At 56.0% G+C, this 17,236-nt stretch carries 19 protein-coding genes; 13 read left to right on the top strand and 6 right to left on the bottom strand.

Annotation, left to right across the window (positions count from 1 at the left end; genetic code table 11):
* Nucleotides 1–4 precede the first annotated feature (4 nt).
* The 4 genes from AC22LX_RS02080 (at nucleotide 5) to AC22LX_RS02095 (ending at nucleotide 2,007) form a co-directional block, all read left to right on the top strand.
* Entirely contained in the window at nucleotides 5–610 is a 606-nt protein-coding gene (locus AC22LX_RS02080; protein WP_015366583.1) for a DUF3540 domain-containing protein, read from the top strand.
* Between the two features lie 10 nt (nucleotides 611–620).
* Nucleotides 621–1,013, top strand: coding sequence for a DUF4150 domain-containing protein (locus AC22LX_RS02085; protein ID WP_015366584.1), 393 nt, complete (start codon nucleotides 621–623; stop codon nucleotides 1,011–1,013).
* A gap of 74 nt (nucleotides 1,014–1,087) precedes the next feature.
* Nucleotides 1,088–1,420, top strand: coding sequence for a thioredoxin family protein (locus AC22LX_RS02090; RefSeq protein ID WP_049059877.1), 333 nt, complete (start codon nucleotides 1,088–1,090; stop codon nucleotides 1,418–1,420).
* Nucleotides 1,420–2,007, top strand: coding sequence for a hypothetical protein (locus tag AC22LX_RS02095; protein ID WP_049059876.1), 588 nt, complete (start codon nucleotides 1,420–1,422; stop codon nucleotides 2,005–2,007). Before AC22LX_RS02090 ends, AC22LX_RS02095 begins: the two co-directional genes overlap by 1 nt.
* A gap of 57 nt (nucleotides 2,008–2,064) precedes the next feature.
* Here the strand turns inward: AC22LX_RS02095 and ivy are convergent, their stop codons facing one another.
* Nucleotides 2,065–2,514, bottom strand: a complete 450-nt coding sequence (ivy, locus tag AC22LX_RS02100) for an Ivy family C-type lysozyme inhibitor (protein WP_015705431.1) — start codon at nucleotides 2,512–2,514, stop codon at nucleotides 2,065–2,067.
* Between the two features lie 224 nt (nucleotides 2,515–2,738).
* On the opposite strand from ivy, the gene AC22LX_RS02105 reads away from it, so the two are divergent.
* Both AC22LX_RS02105 and AC22LX_RS02110 read left to right on the top strand, forming a co-directional pair.
* Nucleotides 2,739–3,998, top strand: a complete 1,260-nt coding sequence (locus AC22LX_RS02105; RefSeq protein ID WP_045394337.1) for a mechanosensitive ion channel family protein — start codon at nucleotides 2,739–2,741, stop codon at nucleotides 3,996–3,998.
* A gap of 40 nt (nucleotides 3,999–4,038) precedes the next feature.
* Nucleotides 4,039–4,644: a hypothetical protein gene (locus AC22LX_RS02110; RefSeq protein WP_227509241.1), complete on the top strand. Its 606-nt coding sequence runs from the start codon at nucleotides 4,039–4,041 to the stop codon at nucleotides 4,642–4,644.
* A gap of 23 nt (nucleotides 4,645–4,667) precedes the next feature.
* On the opposite strand, the gene AC22LX_RS02115 is transcribed toward AC22LX_RS02110, so the two are convergent.
* Nucleotides 4,668–5,636 carry a PDR/VanB family oxidoreductase gene (locus AC22LX_RS02115; RefSeq protein WP_063447100.1) on the bottom strand — a complete coding sequence of 323 codons (969 nt, stop codon included), beginning with the start codon at nucleotides 5,634–5,636 and terminating at the stop codon, nucleotides 4,668–4,670.
* 15 nt (nucleotides 5,637–5,651) lie between these two features.
* Nucleotides 5,652–6,689: a molybdenum cofactor-independent xanthine hydroxylase subunit HpxD gene (gene hpxD, locus AC22LX_RS02120; protein WP_049061058.1), complete on the bottom strand. Its 1,038-nt coding sequence runs from the start codon at nucleotides 6,687–6,689 to the stop codon at nucleotides 5,652–5,654.
* A gap of 125 nt (nucleotides 6,690–6,814) precedes the next feature.
* On the opposite strand from hpxD, the gene hpxR reads away from it, so the two are divergent.
* A complete protein-coding gene (hpxR, locus tag AC22LX_RS02125; RefSeq protein ID WP_045394345.1) occupies nucleotides 6,815–7,750 on the top strand; it encodes a LysR family hpxDE operon transcriptional regulator HpxR in 936 nt (311 codons plus the stop codon).
* Here the strand turns inward: hpxR and hpxO are convergent.
* Complete coding sequence (gene hpxO, locus AC22LX_RS02130) at nucleotides 7,729–8,883, bottom strand: FAD-dependent urate hydroxylase HpxO (protein WP_047048394.1); 1,155 nt, start codon at nucleotides 8,881–8,883, stop codon at nucleotides 7,729–7,731. The genes hpxR and hpxO overlap by 22 nt on opposite strands.
* A 359-nt stretch (nucleotides 8,884–9,242) precedes the next feature.
* Here hpxO and AC22LX_RS02135 point away from each other — a divergent pair, with 359 nt between their 5' ends.
* The 3 genes from AC22LX_RS02135 to uraH are packed head-to-tail and all read left to right on the top strand — an operon-like array spanning nucleotide 9,243 to nucleotide 11,426.
* Nucleotides 9,243–10,625, top strand: a complete 1,383-nt coding sequence (locus tag AC22LX_RS02135) for a nucleobase:cation symporter-2 family protein (RefSeq protein ID WP_063447099.1) — start codon at nucleotides 9,243–9,245, stop codon at nucleotides 10,623–10,625.
* Complete coding sequence (uraD, locus tag AC22LX_RS02140) at nucleotides 10,603–11,103, top strand: 2-oxo-4-hydroxy-4-carboxy-5-ureidoimidazoline decarboxylase (RefSeq protein WP_063447098.1); 501 nt, start codon at nucleotides 10,603–10,605, stop codon at nucleotides 11,101–11,103. Before AC22LX_RS02135 ends, uraD begins: the two co-directional genes overlap by 23 nt.
* Nucleotides 11,100–11,426, top strand: a complete 327-nt coding sequence (gene uraH, locus AC22LX_RS02145) for a hydroxyisourate hydrolase (protein ID WP_063447097.1) — start codon at nucleotides 11,100–11,102, stop codon at nucleotides 11,424–11,426. Before uraD ends, uraH begins: the two co-directional genes overlap by 4 nt.
* Before the next feature lie 43 nt (nucleotides 11,427–11,469).
* Here the strand turns inward: uraH and guaD are convergent, their stop codons facing one another.
* Both guaD and AC22LX_RS02155 read right to left on the bottom strand, forming a co-directional pair.
* Nucleotides 11,470–12,783 carry a guanine deaminase gene (gene guaD / locus AC22LX_RS02150; RefSeq protein ID WP_063447096.1) on the bottom strand — a complete coding sequence of 438 codons (1,314 nt, stop codon included), beginning with the start codon at nucleotides 12,781–12,783 and terminating at the stop codon, nucleotides 11,470–11,472.
* Nucleotides 12,784–12,878: 95 nt separating this feature from the next.
* Entirely contained in the window at nucleotides 12,879–14,375 is a 1,497-nt protein-coding gene (locus AC22LX_RS02155; RefSeq protein WP_163310971.1) for an NCS1 family nucleobase:cation symporter-1, read from the bottom strand.
* Nucleotides 14,376–14,518: 143 nt separating this feature from the next.
* On the opposite strand from AC22LX_RS02155, the gene AC22LX_RS02160 reads away from it, so the two are divergent.
* The 3 genes from AC22LX_RS02160 to puuE are packed head-to-tail and all read left to right on the top strand — an operon-like array spanning nucleotide 14,519 to nucleotide 16,923.
* Entirely contained in the window at nucleotides 14,519–15,235 is a 717-nt protein-coding gene (locus AC22LX_RS02160; RefSeq protein WP_015705421.1) for a GntR family transcriptional regulator, read from the top strand.
* On the top strand, nucleotides 15,235–15,975 hold the full coding sequence (gene hpxA / locus AC22LX_RS02165) for an allantoin racemase (protein ID WP_063447094.1): 741 nt from the start codon (nucleotides 15,235–15,237) through the stop codon (nucleotides 15,973–15,975). Before AC22LX_RS02160 ends, hpxA begins: the two co-directional genes overlap by 1 nt.
* Before the next feature lie 15 nt (nucleotides 15,976–15,990).
* Nucleotides 15,991–16,923: an allantoinase PuuE gene (puuE, locus tag AC22LX_RS02170; RefSeq protein WP_045394367.1), complete on the top strand. Its 933-nt coding sequence runs from the start codon at nucleotides 15,991–15,993 to the stop codon at nucleotides 16,921–16,923.
* Nucleotides 16,924–17,236 lie beyond the last annotated feature (313 nt).

Here is a 17,236-nt window from a genome sequence, read left to right on the forward strand (position 1 = left end):
ACAGATGACAACTATTAATCACAAACTGGCCCAGGCGGTGATGCCGCCGGCGCAGGCTTCCGGCACGGTGACCCATTGCTTTGCCGACGGTAGCGTGACCGTCGAGAGCGAAGGGCGCGGCTGGCACTGTAGGCGAGCGGTCAGCTGTCTGATCGCGCCGCAGGCTGGGGATCGCGTACTCATCAGCAGCGTGGACAACCAGATCTGGCTGTTAGCGGTGCTGGAGCGTGATGAAAGCCGCCAGGCGGAGCTCAGCGTACCGGGTGACCTGCATATTCAAAGTCAGGGGGAACTCAGCCTCAGCGGTCAGCGGCTGTGCGTCAATGCTGCGCAGGGGGACTGCCATATCAGCGAGATGAACTACAGCGGCGATAAGCTCTCGGCATGGGTGACACTGTCACGTATTGTCGGCAAGCGCGCCGAATCGGTCTGGCAAACGGTGACGCAAATTAGCCACAATCTGCTGCGCACCACCCGGCAGACCGAGCAGGTGCGCGCCGGGCAGTTGGATATGAAAGCGGAAGATTACGCCCGGCTGCATGCGCACAATACGGTCATCACCTCAAAAGCGATCACCAAAGTCGATTCAGAACAGATCCACATGGGCTAAGGAGCTAATCATGTTTGCCAACTGCCAGCTTTTTGGTGTCGATTTAGCCTTTCCCGACGTCTGTCTGACGCCGATGCCGGCGCCAACGCCGATTCCCTATCCGGATATCGCGCTGGGGCCGACGGCGATCCCTAACGCGCTCAATATTCTGTTTATGGGCATGCCCGCGCACAATATGGCGACGGTGACGCCGCTCACCAACGGCGATAACCCCGGCGTAGCGACCGGGGTGGCGTCAGGTACGGTAATGGGGCCGTCGCGTCATCTGACCGGCGCATTTACCGTGCTGTTAAAAGGCACGCCGGCGACGCGTCTAACCAGCGTTAGCCTGCAAAATTCGACAAATGCGGTCGGTATGCGCATCGTCCCCAGCCAGTTCAAGGTATTGATGCTGGCGCCGTAAGCTGTCGGCTATGCGCGAAAACGATTACAATCGCCCAACTGAATCACTTTTTGTGCAGAGTTATAAGGGTCAAGATGAATCCGAGCGTTATTCAGTGGAATGAAGACAATTTCTCGCAAGTTGAACGCTATAACGGCGTGGCTGTTGTGCGTTTTCATGCGCCGTGGTGCGGCCCTTGTCAAAGCAGCGAAAGTCTGTTTCTCCAGGCGGCAGACCGGCTACCGTCTGATGTATTAGTCGGTACAGTAAATGTCGTTCAGGCTCCGGTGCTGGCGGCGAAATATAGCGTCTGGGGGTTACCCAATACGCTTGTTTTCCGCGATGGTCAGGTGGTGGAGCGACTCAGCGGCCCTCAAACATTCAGCGCTATTTTGGCAGCGATAATTCGCGCCCAGGCCGTCATCTGATGTCGATAGTTTCTCCGATAGTAGGGCCCGTCTTCTACGATCTCCTGCAGCATGGTCGGGAGATCGACCGCGCTATTGCGCGCCGGGACGCCAGCCTGCTGACTCACTCCACGCCAGAACTTGAACGCTACTTTTCACGTCCGCCAGGCGAACGTCCCCGGCAAAACCCATTTCCGGTCACCGCGCTGTTTCCACTGTTATCAATAGCTTTTGCCTTAAACCTATTGCCATTTTTGCAGACGCTGCCATGGCTTTCTACGCCGGAACGGGTAGCGAGTTTTTTTGTACCGGCGCTGGTGATGATAATTTTTCTGTTAACCAGCGGCGTGTTGCTGGCTCGCGGTTATACCCTCGGGCTGAAGGGATTTCTGGCGCTATTTCTTATCCTCTCAGCGTCAACGGCGGCGCAAGCGTTGAGAGCGATGCTCAGCGCAGGTGAAAGTCTCTGGCCGCTGGCGTTCGCCGCGCTGGCATTACTGTGTTGCCGGCTAATATTTAACCGTCAGGGGTTCGTGCTGTTCGCGATTTATTGTCGTAGCCAGCGGTTGGCTCTTCTCGCGGGCAAACTACGCCGGCAGCGCAAATAGGGAGTGGTAAAGGCGGTGAGCAACCCCTGACTATCAACGGATAGCCAGGGATTTTGTTTATTGCGGGTAATTAAACGCGTCAGGATGGTTTTCAAGGCTGCCGCTCAGCGCGGCAAACAACACGGTTTTGCCATCAATCGACAGCGCATCGCTGACGTTAAGCCAGGTCAGTTTTTCTTGCGATGTCTTCTCATCAACCACTGAGAAGACGCCCGCCATCTGTTTGGATTTTTCAGACCAGATCACGGCGATACGTTCGCTTCCACAATCGTGTGGTTTACAGGCGCTTAATACCTGCCAGGATTCAGATCCCAGTTTCACGGTTTGTGCAGGGGATCCGGTACCACCGCTGTTAACCCAGGCCGGGAGCTTATGGCCTTTTACCATCTGGCTGAACGACGCTTTGGTCGCATTATCTTTGGCAAGTGAAGTCAGCGTAACATCGCTTTGCGCCATGACGCTGGCGGATGCGGTGAGTGCGACGATGGCGGCAAGTGCTTTGAACATGTTTCCTCCTGGAGTTGATATGTCCTCATTTCGGGCCCCTTAATAGTGGGCGCAGAGCATCATTAATGCAAATGAACATATTTATACAATGAATGTGATCCCCCGCGCAAAGCGTGGACTTATGCGGCTTTGACATGTCATGATGCACATTGGTTAAATTTTTGTATTAATAGCCGAGAGTGAAGGGCTAATACAAAAGGGCATATTTATTCAGGCGATAACGCATGGCGTATTTGAATCATCTGTTGACGTTTATTGAAAGTAATCCGGCATTAGCGATCGGCTTTAACCTTATTCTGTTGGTCGTCTCCGGCATCTTTGCCCATCTTTTGTGCAAGTTTTTGCTGATTAAAGTGATACGCAAAGTGTTCTTCGCCAGCCATAAACAGGACGTACCGCTGGAAAAAGACCGCCGTATCGCCGAGAAACTGTCAAACTTCATTCCGGTTATTATCGTCTACTATGTTCTGCAGTTTATGCCCAATATGCCGGCATCGCTGGTAACGGCGATTAATACCATCTGCGGAATTTTGTTTTTTATTTTTCTGTCGATCTTCTTCAACGAAATGCTGGATATCGTCAATAGCTCTTATCTGCGTAAGACCAAGCGCAAAAACCACTCCATCAAAGGCTATATCCAGATAGGCAAAATCTTAGTTCACATTCTGGCCGCGATTATGATCCTCGCCGTGATGTCGAATAAATCACCGGTGATTATCATTTCCAGCCTCGGTGCCGTCGCGGCGGTGCTGATGTTAGTGTTTCAACATACCTTGCTGTCGCTGGTGGCCAACGTCCAGCTATCGTCCAACGATGTCCTGCAACTGGGCGACTGGATCGAAATGCCTGACAAGAATCTGAGCGGGGAAGTGACGGATATCGCGCTGCATACCATTACTATCCGTAACTGGGACAACACCATTTCGCGTATTCCGACCAAGAATTTCCTTACAGAAACGTATACCAACTGGCAGGCGATGTTCTCGTCCGGCGCACGGCGGATCATGCGCAGTATTAATATCGATCAGCACTCGGTAACCTTCCTGAATCAGGAGATGTTAACCCCGATGCTGGCAATCCGCGGGGTGAGTGAGCCGCTCAGTAAATTACTGGATGGCCGGGATCCGGGCGGCGTCGCGGATCGCTGGTTTATTGATAACGGGTTGACTAACCTGACGCTGTTTCGCCATTACCTGATGAGCTATCTCGCCGAACGGCCAGATATCATTAAAGATATGTACATCGTGGCACGGACGTTAAAACCGTCGCCGTCCGGGCTGCCGCTGGAAATCTACTGCTTTACCTCCTCGACGCTATGGATGGATTACGAGAACACGCAATCCGCTATTTTTGAATACATTACCGCCGTGGCCGGGCAGTTTTCACTGCGTCTTTACCAGTATCCCGCCGGGCATGATTTCTGGCGCTTATCGCAGGAAAACAGTTTACGGACGACGACACCGCCGTCGACGGAAGGGCCATAATTGGCGCGTATATCCATCTCGACAACAGGATGTTCAGAGGATGCTGAAGTTCATGAAAGACAGTTTGCTGCTCAGTGCGGTCGTCAGGGACAGAATAAAAACCAACGATCCGCAGCAACTGGAGAAGCTTAAAGACAGATTAAAAGACCGGATGGGTATTCCGGTCGGCTGGCATATGTCAGGAATACCGCTGATAGGGGCAATGATTCTGAGCATGCTCGCTTTTGCCCTGGCTCAACCTTATCTCTGCCTGGCAATGTTCGATCTATTTGGGCTGCCGCAGTATGCCGTGATGGCGGCGATTGTGCCTGTATCGCTAATTTATAGTCTGGTAATGGTTCTGGCGATGTACTTCGTTGCCAGAGGCAATTTTCTGGCGTTTAAATTATCACTGGCTTTGATGGTTTTCAGTGGTCTGGTTGCGAGTGTTTATTTTCTTTCTGTTTGCCTCGGGGCATTATTCGGCGCCGGACTAAAACCAGGATTTCTCATCAGCGCCGTGCTGGGACTATTATTCATTTTCGGCTGTATCCGATGCATAAATAGCCAGACTTTTTACCGTGCAAACGCCCTTTATTTACATAACAGGGTCTGGCGAAAACAGCTTAATATTCAGCGCCAAATGCCGCGCCGCGCTTCACGTTAGAAAAGGGTTCGCCTGGCCTTATTTTATAAATCAATGAGCAGATTCGTGCTGCGGCTGCGGGAACAGCACAGCGCGACATGCTGCACGATGGCGCATTTTTCTGCTGCTGACTGCACCGTATCACGATGGTCCACCTCTCCCTCAACCACCCTGGTCAGACAGGCGCCGCAAATCCCCATCTCACAAGAGAGCGGCACTGCCACACCATTTTCCTGCAATACCTGCGCGATGGTTTGATTGGCGGCGACAGGCCAGCATTGGCCAGAAGAGGCGAGCGTCACCGTAAACGTCTCTTCTGGCCGGGCGTCGTTCGCGGGCATTGACGCCTGAAACGCCTCCTCATGGATCTGCTCAGCCTGCCAGCCTTGTATCGCCGCCGCCTGGCGCGCGGCGGCCATAAATCCCGCCGGACCGCATACGTAAAGCCGATCCTCACGGTGAGGAACGCTCAATCTGCCAGCCAGATTTTCTCGCGGGCTCCCGCCTTCAGCTGAGCTATAAATTCTCACGTTTTCTGGCGCCAGCTTGCGGGCAATCGCGGCTAGCAGGGCGCCGTTTTCCCGACGGTTGAGGTAATAATGCAAGGTAAACGGATTTCCCTGCGCCGCTAACGCCCGCGCCATGCTATACAGCGGCGTAATGCCAATCCCGGCGGCCAGCAGGGTGACGTGTCGCGCCGTCTGCAGGGCAAACTGATTTCTCGGCGGTGATATCATCATCCTCTGACCCGGTCGCAGCGTCTCATGGATGTAGCGCGAACCGCCGCGCGATTCTGCCGCTCTCGCCACGCAAATCAGATAACGTTCCAGCCTGCTGTGGCTGCCGGTGAGTGAATACTGACGGGTTACGCCGCTCGCCAGATGCAGATCGATATGGGCGCCGGGCTGCCATGCGGGTAATGGGCCGCCGTCAGTCGTCACCAACGTGACCGCCAGATTATGTTCGCCTTCACGCCAGAGACCATCGACAACCACCTCAATCAGAGTACTCATCATATAACTCCTTGCTCAGACCAGGAAAAACTCACCGAAACCCAGCCGCTTCAAGCCGCGACGGTAGGCAATTGAGCTACGGTCGGCAGGAATATGTGCTTCCAGGGTAAGATCCAGAGGTAGCGTCTCCGGACGCTGGCTCTCTACCATCAGCCGGTCTTCTTCAAACACGCGAAGGTTGAAGGCGTAGACTTCCTCCACCGGCACATGCAGGTCGAAATTGCGGGCGATAGGGGCAAACATTCGCGTGATCCGTGATGAGACGGGCGAGGCGGCATTCATAATTACCAGCCGGGCTTCGCCGGGGAAATGAATCGTCAGGGTGGCGGTAAAGGGCAAATGCATCTCAAAGCGACGCAGCCATTGAAAACCCTCCGGAGCACGGTAGCCGGCGCTTGCCGGATAATTGCCGACCGTACTCCAGTAGTCGACGACAAACCCATTTTCCGTTTCCTCAGGCAGGTAGTCAGGAACCTGTTGATTATCCGCATCGGCGAAGGTGTCGGTATGGATCCACGCAAAATGCGCCACATCAAGAAACCCTTCAACCTGACGGCCTGCGAAGCCATTGACCTCAAAAGCCGGGCAGGTCAGTTGCTGAAATCCGTCGTCTGCCCAGTGCGGCATGGTCGGTAACTGCGGGGGATTGTCAGCATCATAATCGAGACAGACCCACACCAGACCATAGCGCTCTTCCGCCGCGTAGCTGGTCAGATTTAATTTCGCCGGTATCGGCTGATTTGGACTGGAGGGGATTCGGTTACAGCGGCCATCTTCCCCAAAGCGCAGGCCGTGATAAGGGCAAATGATACCTTCTTCGTCATGAAAACCTAACGTCAATGGTACCCCGCGGTGGGGGCAGGCGTCGCGGGCGACCACTATGCGTTCGTGCAGGCGATAGATTACCAGCTTTTCATCCAGCAGGGTGGCCTTCACCGGTTGCCGGCCGATATCCGCGCTACGCGCCACCGGATGCCAGCATTTTGCCAGCCGCAGCCAGTCCTGGGGTTCAAAGGTGCAATGCGCGGGGGGCGTGAGCGGTTGTCTGTTCATCGTTTTGCTTCCTGATGGCTAAAGTGATTGTTTAATTGTTGTGAGTTAATTGTTGCCATAGTAGGGTGTTGACATCCATCAGCATTAATTCAGCCATCCGTTGCAAAAATCAGTACAGGTAACCGATGAGTCCTTTCTCACGCTTTGCTCGCTATTTTATGGAAGTGGCCCGCAGCGGCAGCCTGCGTCGGGCGGCGGAAAAACTGCATATTTCGGCTTCGGCGATTAACCGCCAGATACTGCAGGCTGAAGCGTCCTTCGGCACGCCGCTGTTTGAGCGGCTGCCCGAAGGTTTGCGGATGACCACCGCAGGCGAGTTGCTGTATGACAATCTGCTGCGCTGGCAAAAAGAGTTTCGCGTAACCCAACAGAAATTTGATGAACTGCAGGGGCTAAAACGCGGAACGGTGAATGTCGGTATGGTGCAGGCGCTAGCCGAAGGGAGCTTTGCCGCGGCGCTGGCAGAGATTATCAACCAGTGCGAGTGGCTGGAACTGATGTTGCAGGTCGCCGATAGCCAGAGCATCAGCGACAGAGTGCGTCAGGCCGATGTCGATTTTGGTCTGATCCTCGATCCTGAAGGTCAGGCGGGTCTCAACGTACTGGCGTTTATTGAAATGGAAGTCGGGGTGGTACTGCATCCGCACCATCCTTTTGCCGCTGCGCCCGCGATCTCGCTGGGGGAACTTAGCGATGAACGGCATATTATTCCCGGCGCGCCGTTAATAGTGCATGACCGGGTGGCAATGCTCTATCGCCATTATGATTTTTCGCCGCCCAACACCGTTAGCTGCAATGATATTCGTCTGATTAAATCGCTGGTGCTTAAAGGCGGCGGGGTGGCGGTCCTGAGCCTGCTCGACGTGCAGGACGAGGTAAACAACGGTTCGCTGGCGTTTGTGCCGCTACGTAATAAGCTGCTGCGGCCTTTGACCCTGGCGCTATGCACCGCGCCATCGCGCCAGCTATCTCGTCCGGCGCAAATGGCGATTCAAAAACTCACGCTGGTGATGGAGGAGATGCGTAGCGCTGCTCACTCTCAGCCTAATGGCCCGCCCTGAATGGTTTCGCACAAGCCATTGATAATACGCTCGCCGGTTTCCGTTTTCAGTTCCTGATACCAGGCTTTGGTTAACGCCATATCTTTACCGTGGGTGATATCACAGCGTTTACGCGCTTTGAGCACCAGGTCACGCACCCGTTCACAGCGCAATGCTTCGTACTGGCGCAGCGCGGTGACAATATCGCTGTTTTCGCGTAGTACATTCCCCAGCACGACCGCGTCCTCCATCGCCGCGCAGCCGCCCTGGCCAATATCCGGCGTGGTGCTGTGTCCGGCATCGCCCAGTAGCGCCACCTTGCCACGTACCAGCTTATCAAAAGGTTCAATATCGTGAATTTCTATCCGGTTGGTGGTCTGCGGGTCGAGGGCGGCGATAAGCTTTTGCACCGGCGGCGCCCAGCCGGTGAAGTAGCGGGTTAAATCGTCGCGCAGGGTGAGGCGATCTTCCGCTAATCCGGCCGGCAACGGCACATCGAAGAAGAAGTAGAAGCGTCCGCCCGCCACCGGCATCAGCGACACGCGTTTCCCTTCGCCGACAAACGTCGTCCACTGATCGGCGGGAGCAATGGACTCATCAATATCGACCAGACCATTCCAGTTAACGTAACCGGCATAGCGGCGTTCCGGCGTATAGCCGAGCACATATGGCCGCAGCGCCGAATGACTGCCATCGGCGGCGATGACCACATCGCCGTGCGCCTCGCTACCATCGGTAAACCAGACGGTTACGCCGTCGGTATGCTCTTCCACGCGGGTAACCCGCTTGCTGAACCGCACCTGCTCACGCCCCCAGAAATCGAGCATCTCGCGCTGCAGTTCCGTTCGCGACACAGGCGAAGGGCGGCCCTGCGTACGTTCAACCAGCGGCGCGAGGCTGAAGCGGGTGAGCGTTTCTCCGCGTTGATACTCCTTATACGCCAGATAATGCATCGGGCCGCCGTAAGCGTCGATGATCTTGCCCATCCCCAGGCGGTTCATACACTTGACGCCGTTGGGCCAGATAGAAATCGCGGCGCCAACCGGCTTAATCTCTTTTACCGCTTCGAACACTTCGCATGCGATGCCTGCGTTACGGAGCGCCACCGCGGCGCTCAAGCCGCCGATTCCCGCGCCAATCACGATTGCTTTCATTGTCTTCCCCTTAGGTGTGTTGTTTAAGGGGTTCAGCAATTTGCGTACCAGGTAGCAGAACATACGAAATCAGCGGAAAACGGAAGGGTGATGGGCGGAGTGCGCACCAAAGAAGGGCAAAGTTGCGATTATGTTGCCTTTTTATGAATCAAAAATTTCTTTTTATGAATTCAGGAATCAAAAGTTTCATCGCCTTGCGCCAACGATCGTTACGGAACCCCCACTCTTTAATGAAGCTATTTCACTGAAAAATAATAGATAAAACGATTTTTAGGTGGATAAAGATAGAGGGAGTCAGCAATGTGGCCTGCTTTGTGCACTACATCGTTAACGCTTACCCACGACGAGACGGTGACCCCATGTCTGATGAACAGAACAGCAACCTGCTTTATGGCCTCGAGCAGCGCATCCCGCCGCTGCCGGCCTTTTTTAGCGCCTTACAGCACGTGCTGGCGGGGCTGGTCGGCATTATTACGCCGCCGCTGATTATTGGCGCCGCGCTGGGGCTTGGCGAATGGCTGCCATATTTAATTAGTATGTCGCTAATAGCTTCCGGGATTGGCACCTTTCTTCAGGCTAACCGCGTCTGGGGGCTCGGTGCGGGCATGATCTGTATGCAGGGCACCAGCTTCGCTTTTCTCGGCGTAGCGATTGCCGGCGGCATGTGGGTCAAAGCGCAGGGAGGCGGCCCGCAGGACATTATGGCTATGCTGTTCGGCGTCAACGTTGTTGCCGCGCTGGTACCGGTCGTCGTCAGCCGCTTTATCGAACCGCTGAAAAAACTCTTTACCCCCATTATTACCGGCAGCGTCATTGCGCTGATCGGCATCAGCCTGATAAAGGTCAGTATTATTAACTGGAGCGGCGGCGAGCACGCGAAGGATTTCGCCAGCCCGGGCAATATCGCATTGGGCGGCGTGACCTTAGGGATTATCGTGTTATTAAGCTGCGCGAAAAACCGTTGGCTGCGTTTATCGTCGGTGGTCATCGGCATGGCGGTGGGCTGTATCGCCGCCGCATTGAGCGGGAAATTTCATCTGGCGCCGATCGGCGAGAGCTGGTTTCGTCTGCCGGCGCTCTTTCCTTTTGGCTTTCAGTTTAATAGCGCCATCTTTTTACCGGTCGCGCTGGTGTCGCTGGTCTGCATTCTTGAAGCCGTCGGCGATTTAACCGCCAACTGCCTGATCTCAAAACAGTCCATCGATGATGGCGCGTTTCGCTCACGCCTGAAAGGCGGGATCCTCGCGGATGGTATTAGCTGCCTGATCGCCGCGGCGATCTGCGCGTTTCCCAATACCACCTTCGCGCAGAATAACGGCGTTATCCAAATGACCGGCGTCGCCAGCCGCTATGTCGGGCGTTATATCGGCGTATTGCTGATCCTGCTTGGTCTATTCCCGCCATTTGGCGAGATCCTGCGCCAGATCCCCACGCCGGTGTTAGGCGGCGCGACGATGGTCATGTTTGGCTGTGTCGTGGCGGCCGGGATCCGCATTATCACCCAGACCCCGCTAACCCGCCGCGATATGCTGATTGTGGGCCTGGCATTTGGTTTTGGCCTCGGCATTGAGGCGGTTCCCGCTTTCCTTGCCCATTTCCCGCCCATCATCGGCAATCTGTTTGAATCTGCCGCTACCAGCGGCGGGCTGGTAGCGATTGTATTGAATCTGATTATTCCGCAAGAGAAAGCCGCCATGACGGCAGCGGCAAGGAGCAATGATGATAACACTCAACCACTTTAATCAGCTGCCGCAGGCGCAAGCCCTGCGACTACTCGAACCCTGCGTGGCGCTCCCCGCCTGGCGCGAAGCGCTGGCGCTGGGGCGACCCTATGCCACACTGACGGCCTTAACGGACCGCGCACAACAGCTGATGCAGCACTGGGGGGAGGCAGACCTGGCGCGGGCGCTCTGCGCCCACCCGCGGATCGGGGAAAAGCCGACGGGCGGGGAAGTGCATGCCGCGCTGTCTCGCCAGGAGCAGGCGGAGGTTAATGCCGACGATGCCGCTATCGCCCGGGCGCTGAAAGAAGGGAACGCCCGTTACGAAGCCCGCTTTGACCGCGTGTTTTTGATCCGCGCCAAAGGGCGCAGCGCCGCCGAGATCCTGCAGGCGCTGACCCAACGGCTGACGCATAATGACGCGCAGGAAATTGAAGCGGCACTGGAACAATTACGTGAAATCACCTTACTCAGACTGGCGGGAGTTATTAGCGCATGATCACCCTGAGCACCCATATTCTTGATATTTCCACCGGCAAGCCTGCACAAGGCGTGGCGGTCACCCTGTTATGCGAAGGGCGCAGCCTGGCATCAGGCGTGACGGACAGCAATGGCCGTCTGGGCGAGATGGCGACGGGACAGCTGCGTCCCGGAAACTATCAGCTGGTGGCCGAACTGCAATCGTGGTTTGCGCGCGATGGCCGCCAGACCCTGTACCGACAGGCGCAGATCGATTTTATGATTACCAACGACGACAAAGACCATTTTCATCTGCCGTTTTTAATTGCCCCCGGCGGCTGGTCGACCTATCGCGGAAGTTAAATTGAGTCCGCTGCCCGGTCAGAATACAGTGCCGGGCAGCGGTTCATCCTTCGTTACACCATACCTGTTCGCCATTGACCCAGGTCTCACTAATGTTCCGTTCATCGCCTAAGGTCATTAACACGAACAGCTGTTCATACACATCCTGACAGCGGGCGCTGCGCAGTCTTTGTAGCGGCGTCACCGCCGGGTCGATAACCACCAAATCGGCCTCTTTTCCCGACTGGAAATTACCTATTTTGTCATCCAGGCGTAACGCGTGCGCGCCGCCCAACGTCGCATGATAAAACGCTTCGCTGGCGCGCAGGAGATAGCTCTGTAGCTGCGCCACTTTATAGGCCTCGCCGAGAGTACGCAGCAGGCTGAAGGAGGTCCCGGCGCCAACATCGCTGCCGATGCCGATCCGGACCTGATGTTGCCAGCTGGCGGGCAGGCGAAATAGCCCGCTGCCCAGAAACAGGTTTGACGTCGGACAGAAAGCAATTGCCGAACCGGTCTCATGCAGACACCGCCACTCTTTCTCTGCCAGATGGATCCCGTGGGCGAAGACGCTGCGCTCACCGGTCAATTGATAGTGATGATAAACATCAAGATAGTGCTCATGCTCCGGCCATAACTGCTTTACCCACGCTATTTCATTTAGGTTTTCACTCAGATGGGTATGTAGCCAGGTATCGGGAAACTCCTCCCGCAGACGCTGAACAGCTTGCAGCAGCTCCGGCGTGGAGGTGGGGGCGAAACGCGGCGTAATGGCGTAGCCCAGACGACCGCGCCGGTGCCAGCGCTGGATCAGTTCGCGGGTCTGGCGATAGCTTTGTTCGGCGGTTTCGGTTAAATACTCCGGCGTATGGCGATCCATCATCACCTTACCGGCCAGCAGGCGCATGTTCAGGCGCAACGCCTCGGTAAACAGGGCATCCACGGACGCCGGATGAAGCGTACAAAATACCAGCGCGGTGGTGGTGCCATGGCTGAGCAACTGGTTGACAAAAAAACGGGCGATATCTGCCGCGTACCGTTCATCGGCAAACTGGCTTTCCACCGGGAAGGTATAGGTGGTCAGCCATTCCAGCAGCTGTTCGCCAAAGGCGCCGATCATTTCGGTTTGAGGATAATGAATATGGGCGTCGACAAACCCCGGCAGCAGCAGTTTACCGCGCAGATCGCGATAGCCTTTCTGTGGATCGAGTAATGCTTCGCCTTCCTGCCATGGCAGTAACGCCTGAATCTTTCCGGCGTAAATAAACAGCACGCCATCATCAATATATCGCGCGTAGCGGGCGATATCGTCAGCGCTGGCGGCGGGTTGGCTAATATCAAAAAACGCACCGCGTAGCGCGGTGTGGTATTCCAGCATGTTGCCGCCTTATTTGAGTGTGGAGATATCTATTACGCAAATGTTTTGCAAATTTAATGCCAGAAGGCCGCGACAGATGCCGCGGCCGGGCGGAATTATTCTTTCTGCGCCAGCGTGCCGGGGGTAAAGCGGGCGGAAGAAGCGGCCTGCCGCTCATCGCGGGCAATCCAGCGATACAGGCTGCCGCTTAGCAGCACGCCGATGAACCAGCTAAAATTGGCCACTTCATGCAGAGCGGGAATAAAGCTGATAATCAGGCCAACCGCTACCGAGGGCAGCAGCGCGGCGATGGCCTTCGGGTTAAAACCGTTGCGGTACCAGTATTTGCCTTTCGGAGTGTCATCGAACAGATCGTTGACCGATACCTGCCCGCGTTTAATCAAATAGAAATCAACCAGCAGAATGCCGAACAACGGCCCGATAAACGCTCCCAATACATCCAGGGTGTAGTGGATAAGCTCAGGGGAGTTGAACAGGTTCCACGGGGTGAGCAGTATCGAGCCGACGGCGGCAATCATCCCGCCGGTGCGGAAACTGATTTTTTGTGGCGCGCAGTTGGAAAAATCAAATGCCGGCGAGACGAAGTTGGCGACAATATTAATGCCGATAGTGGCGGTGATCATGGTCAGCAAGCCGATGGCCACCGCCAGATCGTTACCCACATGGCTCACCGTTTCAATCGGGTCGGTGATCATCCGGCCAAATAAAGATTGCGTCCCGGAGACGATCACTACAGTCACCACCGAGAACAGCAGGAAGTTAAACGGCAGCCCCCAGCGGTTACCGCGGCGAATTTCGCCCATGCTTCTGGCATAACGGGAGAAATCGCCAAAATTGAGCAGCGGACCGGAGAAGTAAGAGACCACCAGCGCGGTGGCGGTGATCATCTGCCAACTTTGCTCGCCAGCGGTCAGCGTCTTACTGGCGAGGGTAAAGGAGATACCGTCGAGGCCTGTCTTGTATACAATCCAGCCCGCCAGCGCCAGCATCACCACATATACCGCCGGGCCGGCGATGTCGATGAAACGCTTAATCGCGCTCATGCCGTGCCAGAACACCATCGCCTGCAACAGCCACATGGTAGCGAAACAGAGCCAGCCAAGCGATGAAAGACCCAGCAATGAGGTTTGCGTCATTGCCGCCAGCGAGGGCCAGAACTTCAGCAGCACCAGCATCAAGGCGTTCGCAGCCAGATAGGTTTGGATCCCGTACCAGGCGAAAGCAATCAGTCCGCGTATCACCGCCGGAATATTGGCGCCGAAGACGCCAAACGCCTGACGACAAATGACCGCATAGGGCACGCCGGCAATCTGGCTGGGTTTTGCCACCAGATTGGCGCAAAACTGGACGATAACAATTCCGGCCAACAGGCAGATAAGTACCTGCCAGCTCGCCAGCCCCAGCGTAAAGAAACTCGCCGCCACTACATAGCCTCCCATGCTATGCACGTCCGACATCCAGAAAGAAAAAATGTTGTACCAGTTCCAGTTTTGCTCGCGCGTCGGCGCCAGATCCTCGTTGCAAAGACGCGGGCTGTAGCCTGATGCCGGGTCTCCGGCGTTGAGCTGATGCGTATTTTGTGTATTTGGCATGGATCCTGCTCCTCTGAAGACAAACGTTGTGCCGTTGATAGCGGAAGGCGTTGCAGGATTCAGGCCAGAATGGTTAATCTTGTATACAAAATATTTATTTTATGTATACGATTTGATATCAAAATGGAAAGTGGAGTAGACCAATGGGCAATGAAAATCCGCTGCAGGCCGCAGCCGGACTGCATGACAAGGATGAGTCTATCTACGAAGCCTTGCTGACCGCGATTGTCGAGCAACAGCTGCTGCCGGGCAGCAAATTGCCGGAAGAGGCGCTGGCGGAGGTGTTCGGCGTCAGCCGCACGGGGGTACGCAAAGCGCTGCAACGACTCGCCGCTGTGCAAATGGTGACATTAACGCCCAAACGTGGTGCACAGGTCGCCAGTCCGACAGTTGACGAGGCACGAGAAATATTCCGCACCCGCGCGCTACTGGAAGTGGCGAATCTGCCGGATGTACTGCAACGCTGCCAGCCTCCGCATCTGGCGGCGCTGGAAGCCATTATTCAGCAGGAGCAACTGGCGCATGAGGCCTATGATGGCCCGGCGGCTATCCGCCACTCCGCTAATTTTCATATTCAGTTACAGGCCATTTCCGGCAACCAGGTGCTAACGGAGATGGTCACCCGGCTCAGTCAACGCTCATCGCTGGTGATTGCCGCCTGGGGCGCGCCGTGGCGGCAAGGGTGCCGCTGCGATGACCACGAACGCCTTGTCGGCCTGCTGCGCGAAAAAGCGCTAACCGCGCTGACCGAGGCGCTCAACCATCACTTTGAACACATCGTCGCCAGTTTATGTTTTTCCCGCACGGGGGAGTCGGTTCCCGATTTCGCCCGGCTATTCGCCGGCTATAAGGAGCGGTAATGTCCACCATCTGTATACAAGTTATCAATCCCAATACCGATCCCGGTATGACGCAAACCATCGCCGAGGCGGCCCGCGCCGCGGCGTCGCCAGGAACCGATATTCTCGCGGTCTGTCCACCGGACGGCGTGCCGTCGATTGAAGGACATTTTGACGAAGCCGTCGCCGCCGTCGGCGTGCTGGAGCAGATTAAAGCCGGGCGGCGGCAGGGCGTTTCCGGCCATGTCATCGCCTGTTTTGGCGATCCGGGACTACTGGCCGCCCGTGAACTGGCCCAGGGGCCGGTTATTGGTATTGCCGAAGCGGCGATGCATATGGCGACGCTGGTCGCTACCCGCTTCTCGGTGGTCACTACCTTGCCGCGCACGCTGATTATCGCTCGCCACCTGCTACATCAGTATGGATTCCATGACCATTGCGCCGGTCTGCATGCGATCGATCTACCGGTGCTGGCACTGGAAGATGGCAGCGGTGTGGCGCAGGAAAAAGTACGCGCCCGCTGTATTCAGGCGCTAAAGGAGGACGGCTGCGGCGCTATCGTGCTGGGCTGCGGCGGCATGGCGACCCTGGCGCAGCAACTGACCCGGGAACTTCAGGTACCCGTTATTGATGGCGTCAGCGCGGCGGTGAAGATGGTTGAATCTCTGGTGTCGCTCGGGCTGACAACCAGCAAGCACGGTGATTTAGCCTATCCGGAACGTAAAACGCTTAGCGGTAAATTTGCCGTGTTTAATGATTAAATGAGGGGGTGGGAGATGATACCAGCAGCAGAATCGTATCCGCGCGATTTGCGCGGCTATGCGGGAAAGCCGCCGCACGCGCAGTGGCCAAATCAGGCGCGTATCGCGGTACAGTTTGTGCTTAATTACGAAGAGGGCGCCGAGAATCACGTCCTGCACGGCGATGCGGGTTCCGAACAGTTTCTCTCCGATATCATCGGCGCTGCCAGCTACCCTGACCGCCATATGTCAATGGACTCATTGTATGAATATGGCAGCCGCGCGGGCTTCTGGCGTATCCATCATGCCTTTCAGGAGCGGGGGGTGCCGTTAACGGTGTTTGGCGTGGCGATGGCGCTGGCGCGTCATCCGGATATCGTCGCGGCGATCAAAGCGGCCAACTATGATGTGGTCAGCCACGGGTGGCGTTGGATCCACTATCAGCATATGGCGATTGAACAGGAGCGTGACCATCTGCATAAAGCGGTGCAGGTGCTGACCGACCTGTTTGGCAAACCGCCCACCGGCTGGTATACCGGTCGCGATAGCCCTAACACCCGGCAACTGGTGGTGGAACATGGCGGATTTGATTACGACAGCGACTATTATGGCGATGATTTGCCGTTCTGGACGGAAGTGCCTTGCGCCGACGAGCAGCGTAAACCGCATCTCATCGTGCCTTACACGCTCGATGCCAACGACATGCGCTTTGCCACCGCTCAGGGGTTTAATACCGCTGAACAGTTTTATACCTATCTGAAAGACAGCTTTGATGTGCTGTACGCGGAAGGCGAAACGTCGCCGAAAATGATGTCTATCGGCATGCACTGCCGGTTGCTGGGGCGCCCTGGGCGCTTCCGCGCTCTGCAACGTTTTCTTGATTACGTGCAGCAGCATGAGCGCGTGTGGATTTGTACCCGCCAGCAGATTGCCGACCACTGGCGGCAGGTGCATCCGTACCAGCCATAGCGGCAGGCCCATTGCGCCGTTGTTTTGTCGGGTGGCGGCTAACGCCTTACCCGACCTACGGTCCGTGCGGCCTGCCGTTAATTTATACTGCCGGTGTTGGTAGCCTCAAAATCCCCGGTGGCGCTGCCGCTTACCGGGGCTACAGCGCTTTGCGATTTGGTAGCCCGGAGAAGGCGCAACGCGCCGCGTCCGGGAAAACCCCTTAAAAAAGTAGCAAACCGATAACAGTATCTATGGTCCGTACCGTTGTGAGCTTAAGATCTCTATCTTGTAAATGGCTACTGAAACTGCGGTGTTGGTGGCCTCAAAATCG

It is taken from the genome of Klebsiella sp. PK01 (genome assembly GCF_057624675.1).

Excerpts from the sequence above, each read along its gene's own strand:
- AC22LX_RS02080 (WP_015366583.1), top strand. The coding sequence starts at position 5 with ATGACAACTATTAATCACAAACTGGCCCAGGCGGTGATGCCGCCGGCG.
- AC22LX_RS02085 (WP_015366584.1), top strand. The coding sequence starts at position 621 with ATGTTTGCCAACTGCCAGCTTTTTGGTGTCGATTTAGCCTTTCCCGAC.
- AC22LX_RS02090 (WP_049059877.1), top strand. The coding sequence starts at position 1,088 with ATGAATCCGAGCGTTATTCAGTGGAATGAAGACAATTTCTCGCAAGTT.
- AC22LX_RS02095 (WP_049059876.1), top strand. The coding sequence starts at position 1,420 with ATGTCGATAGTTTCTCCGATAGTAGGGCCCGTCTTCTACGATCTCCTG.
- ivy (WP_015705431.1), bottom strand. The coding sequence starts at position 2,514 with ATGTTCAAAGCACTTGCCGCCATCGTCGCACTCACCGCATCCGCCAGC.
- AC22LX_RS02105 (WP_045394337.1), top strand. The coding sequence starts at position 2,739 with ATGGCGTATTTGAATCATCTGTTGACGTTTATTGAAAGTAATCCGGCA.
- AC22LX_RS02110 (WP_227509241.1), top strand. The coding sequence starts at position 4,039 with ATGCTGAAGTTCATGAAAGACAGTTTGCTGCTCAGTGCGGTCGTCAGG.
- AC22LX_RS02115 (WP_063447100.1), bottom strand. The coding sequence starts at position 5,636 with ATGAGTACTCTGATTGAGGTGGTTGTCGATGGTCTCTGGCGTGAAGGC.
- hpxD (WP_049061058.1), bottom strand. The coding sequence starts at position 6,689 with ATGAACAGACAACCGCTCACGCCCCCCGCGCATTGCACCTTTGAACCC.
- hpxR (WP_045394345.1), top strand. The coding sequence starts at position 6,815 with ATGAGTCCTTTCTCACGCTTTGCTCGCTATTTTATGGAAGTGGCCCGC.
- hpxO (WP_047048394.1), bottom strand. The coding sequence starts at position 8,883 with ATGAAAGCAATCGTGATTGGCGCGGGAATCGGCGGCTTGAGCGCCGCG.
- AC22LX_RS02135 (WP_063447099.1), top strand. The coding sequence starts at position 9,243 with ATGTCTGATGAACAGAACAGCAACCTGCTTTATGGCCTCGAGCAGCGC.
- uraD (WP_063447098.1), top strand. The coding sequence starts at position 10,603 with ATGATAACACTCAACCACTTTAATCAGCTGCCGCAGGCGCAAGCCCTG.
- uraH (WP_063447097.1), top strand. The coding sequence starts at position 11,100 with ATGATCACCCTGAGCACCCATATTCTTGATATTTCCACCGGCAAGCCT.
- guaD (WP_063447096.1), bottom strand. The coding sequence starts at position 12,783 with ATGCTGGAATACCACACCGCGCTACGCGGTGCGTTTTTTGATATTAGC.
- AC22LX_RS02155 (WP_163310971.1), bottom strand. The coding sequence starts at position 14,375 with ATGCCAAATACACAAAATACGCATCAGCTCAACGCCGGAGACCCGGCA.
- AC22LX_RS02160 (WP_015705421.1), top strand. The coding sequence starts at position 14,519 with ATGGGCAATGAAAATCCGCTGCAGGCCGCAGCCGGACTGCATGACAAG.
- hpxA (WP_063447094.1), top strand. The coding sequence starts at position 15,235 with ATGTCCACCATCTGTATACAAGTTATCAATCCCAATACCGATCCCGGT.
- puuE (WP_045394367.1), top strand. The coding sequence starts at position 15,991 with ATGATACCAGCAGCAGAATCGTATCCGCGCGATTTGCGCGGCTATGCG.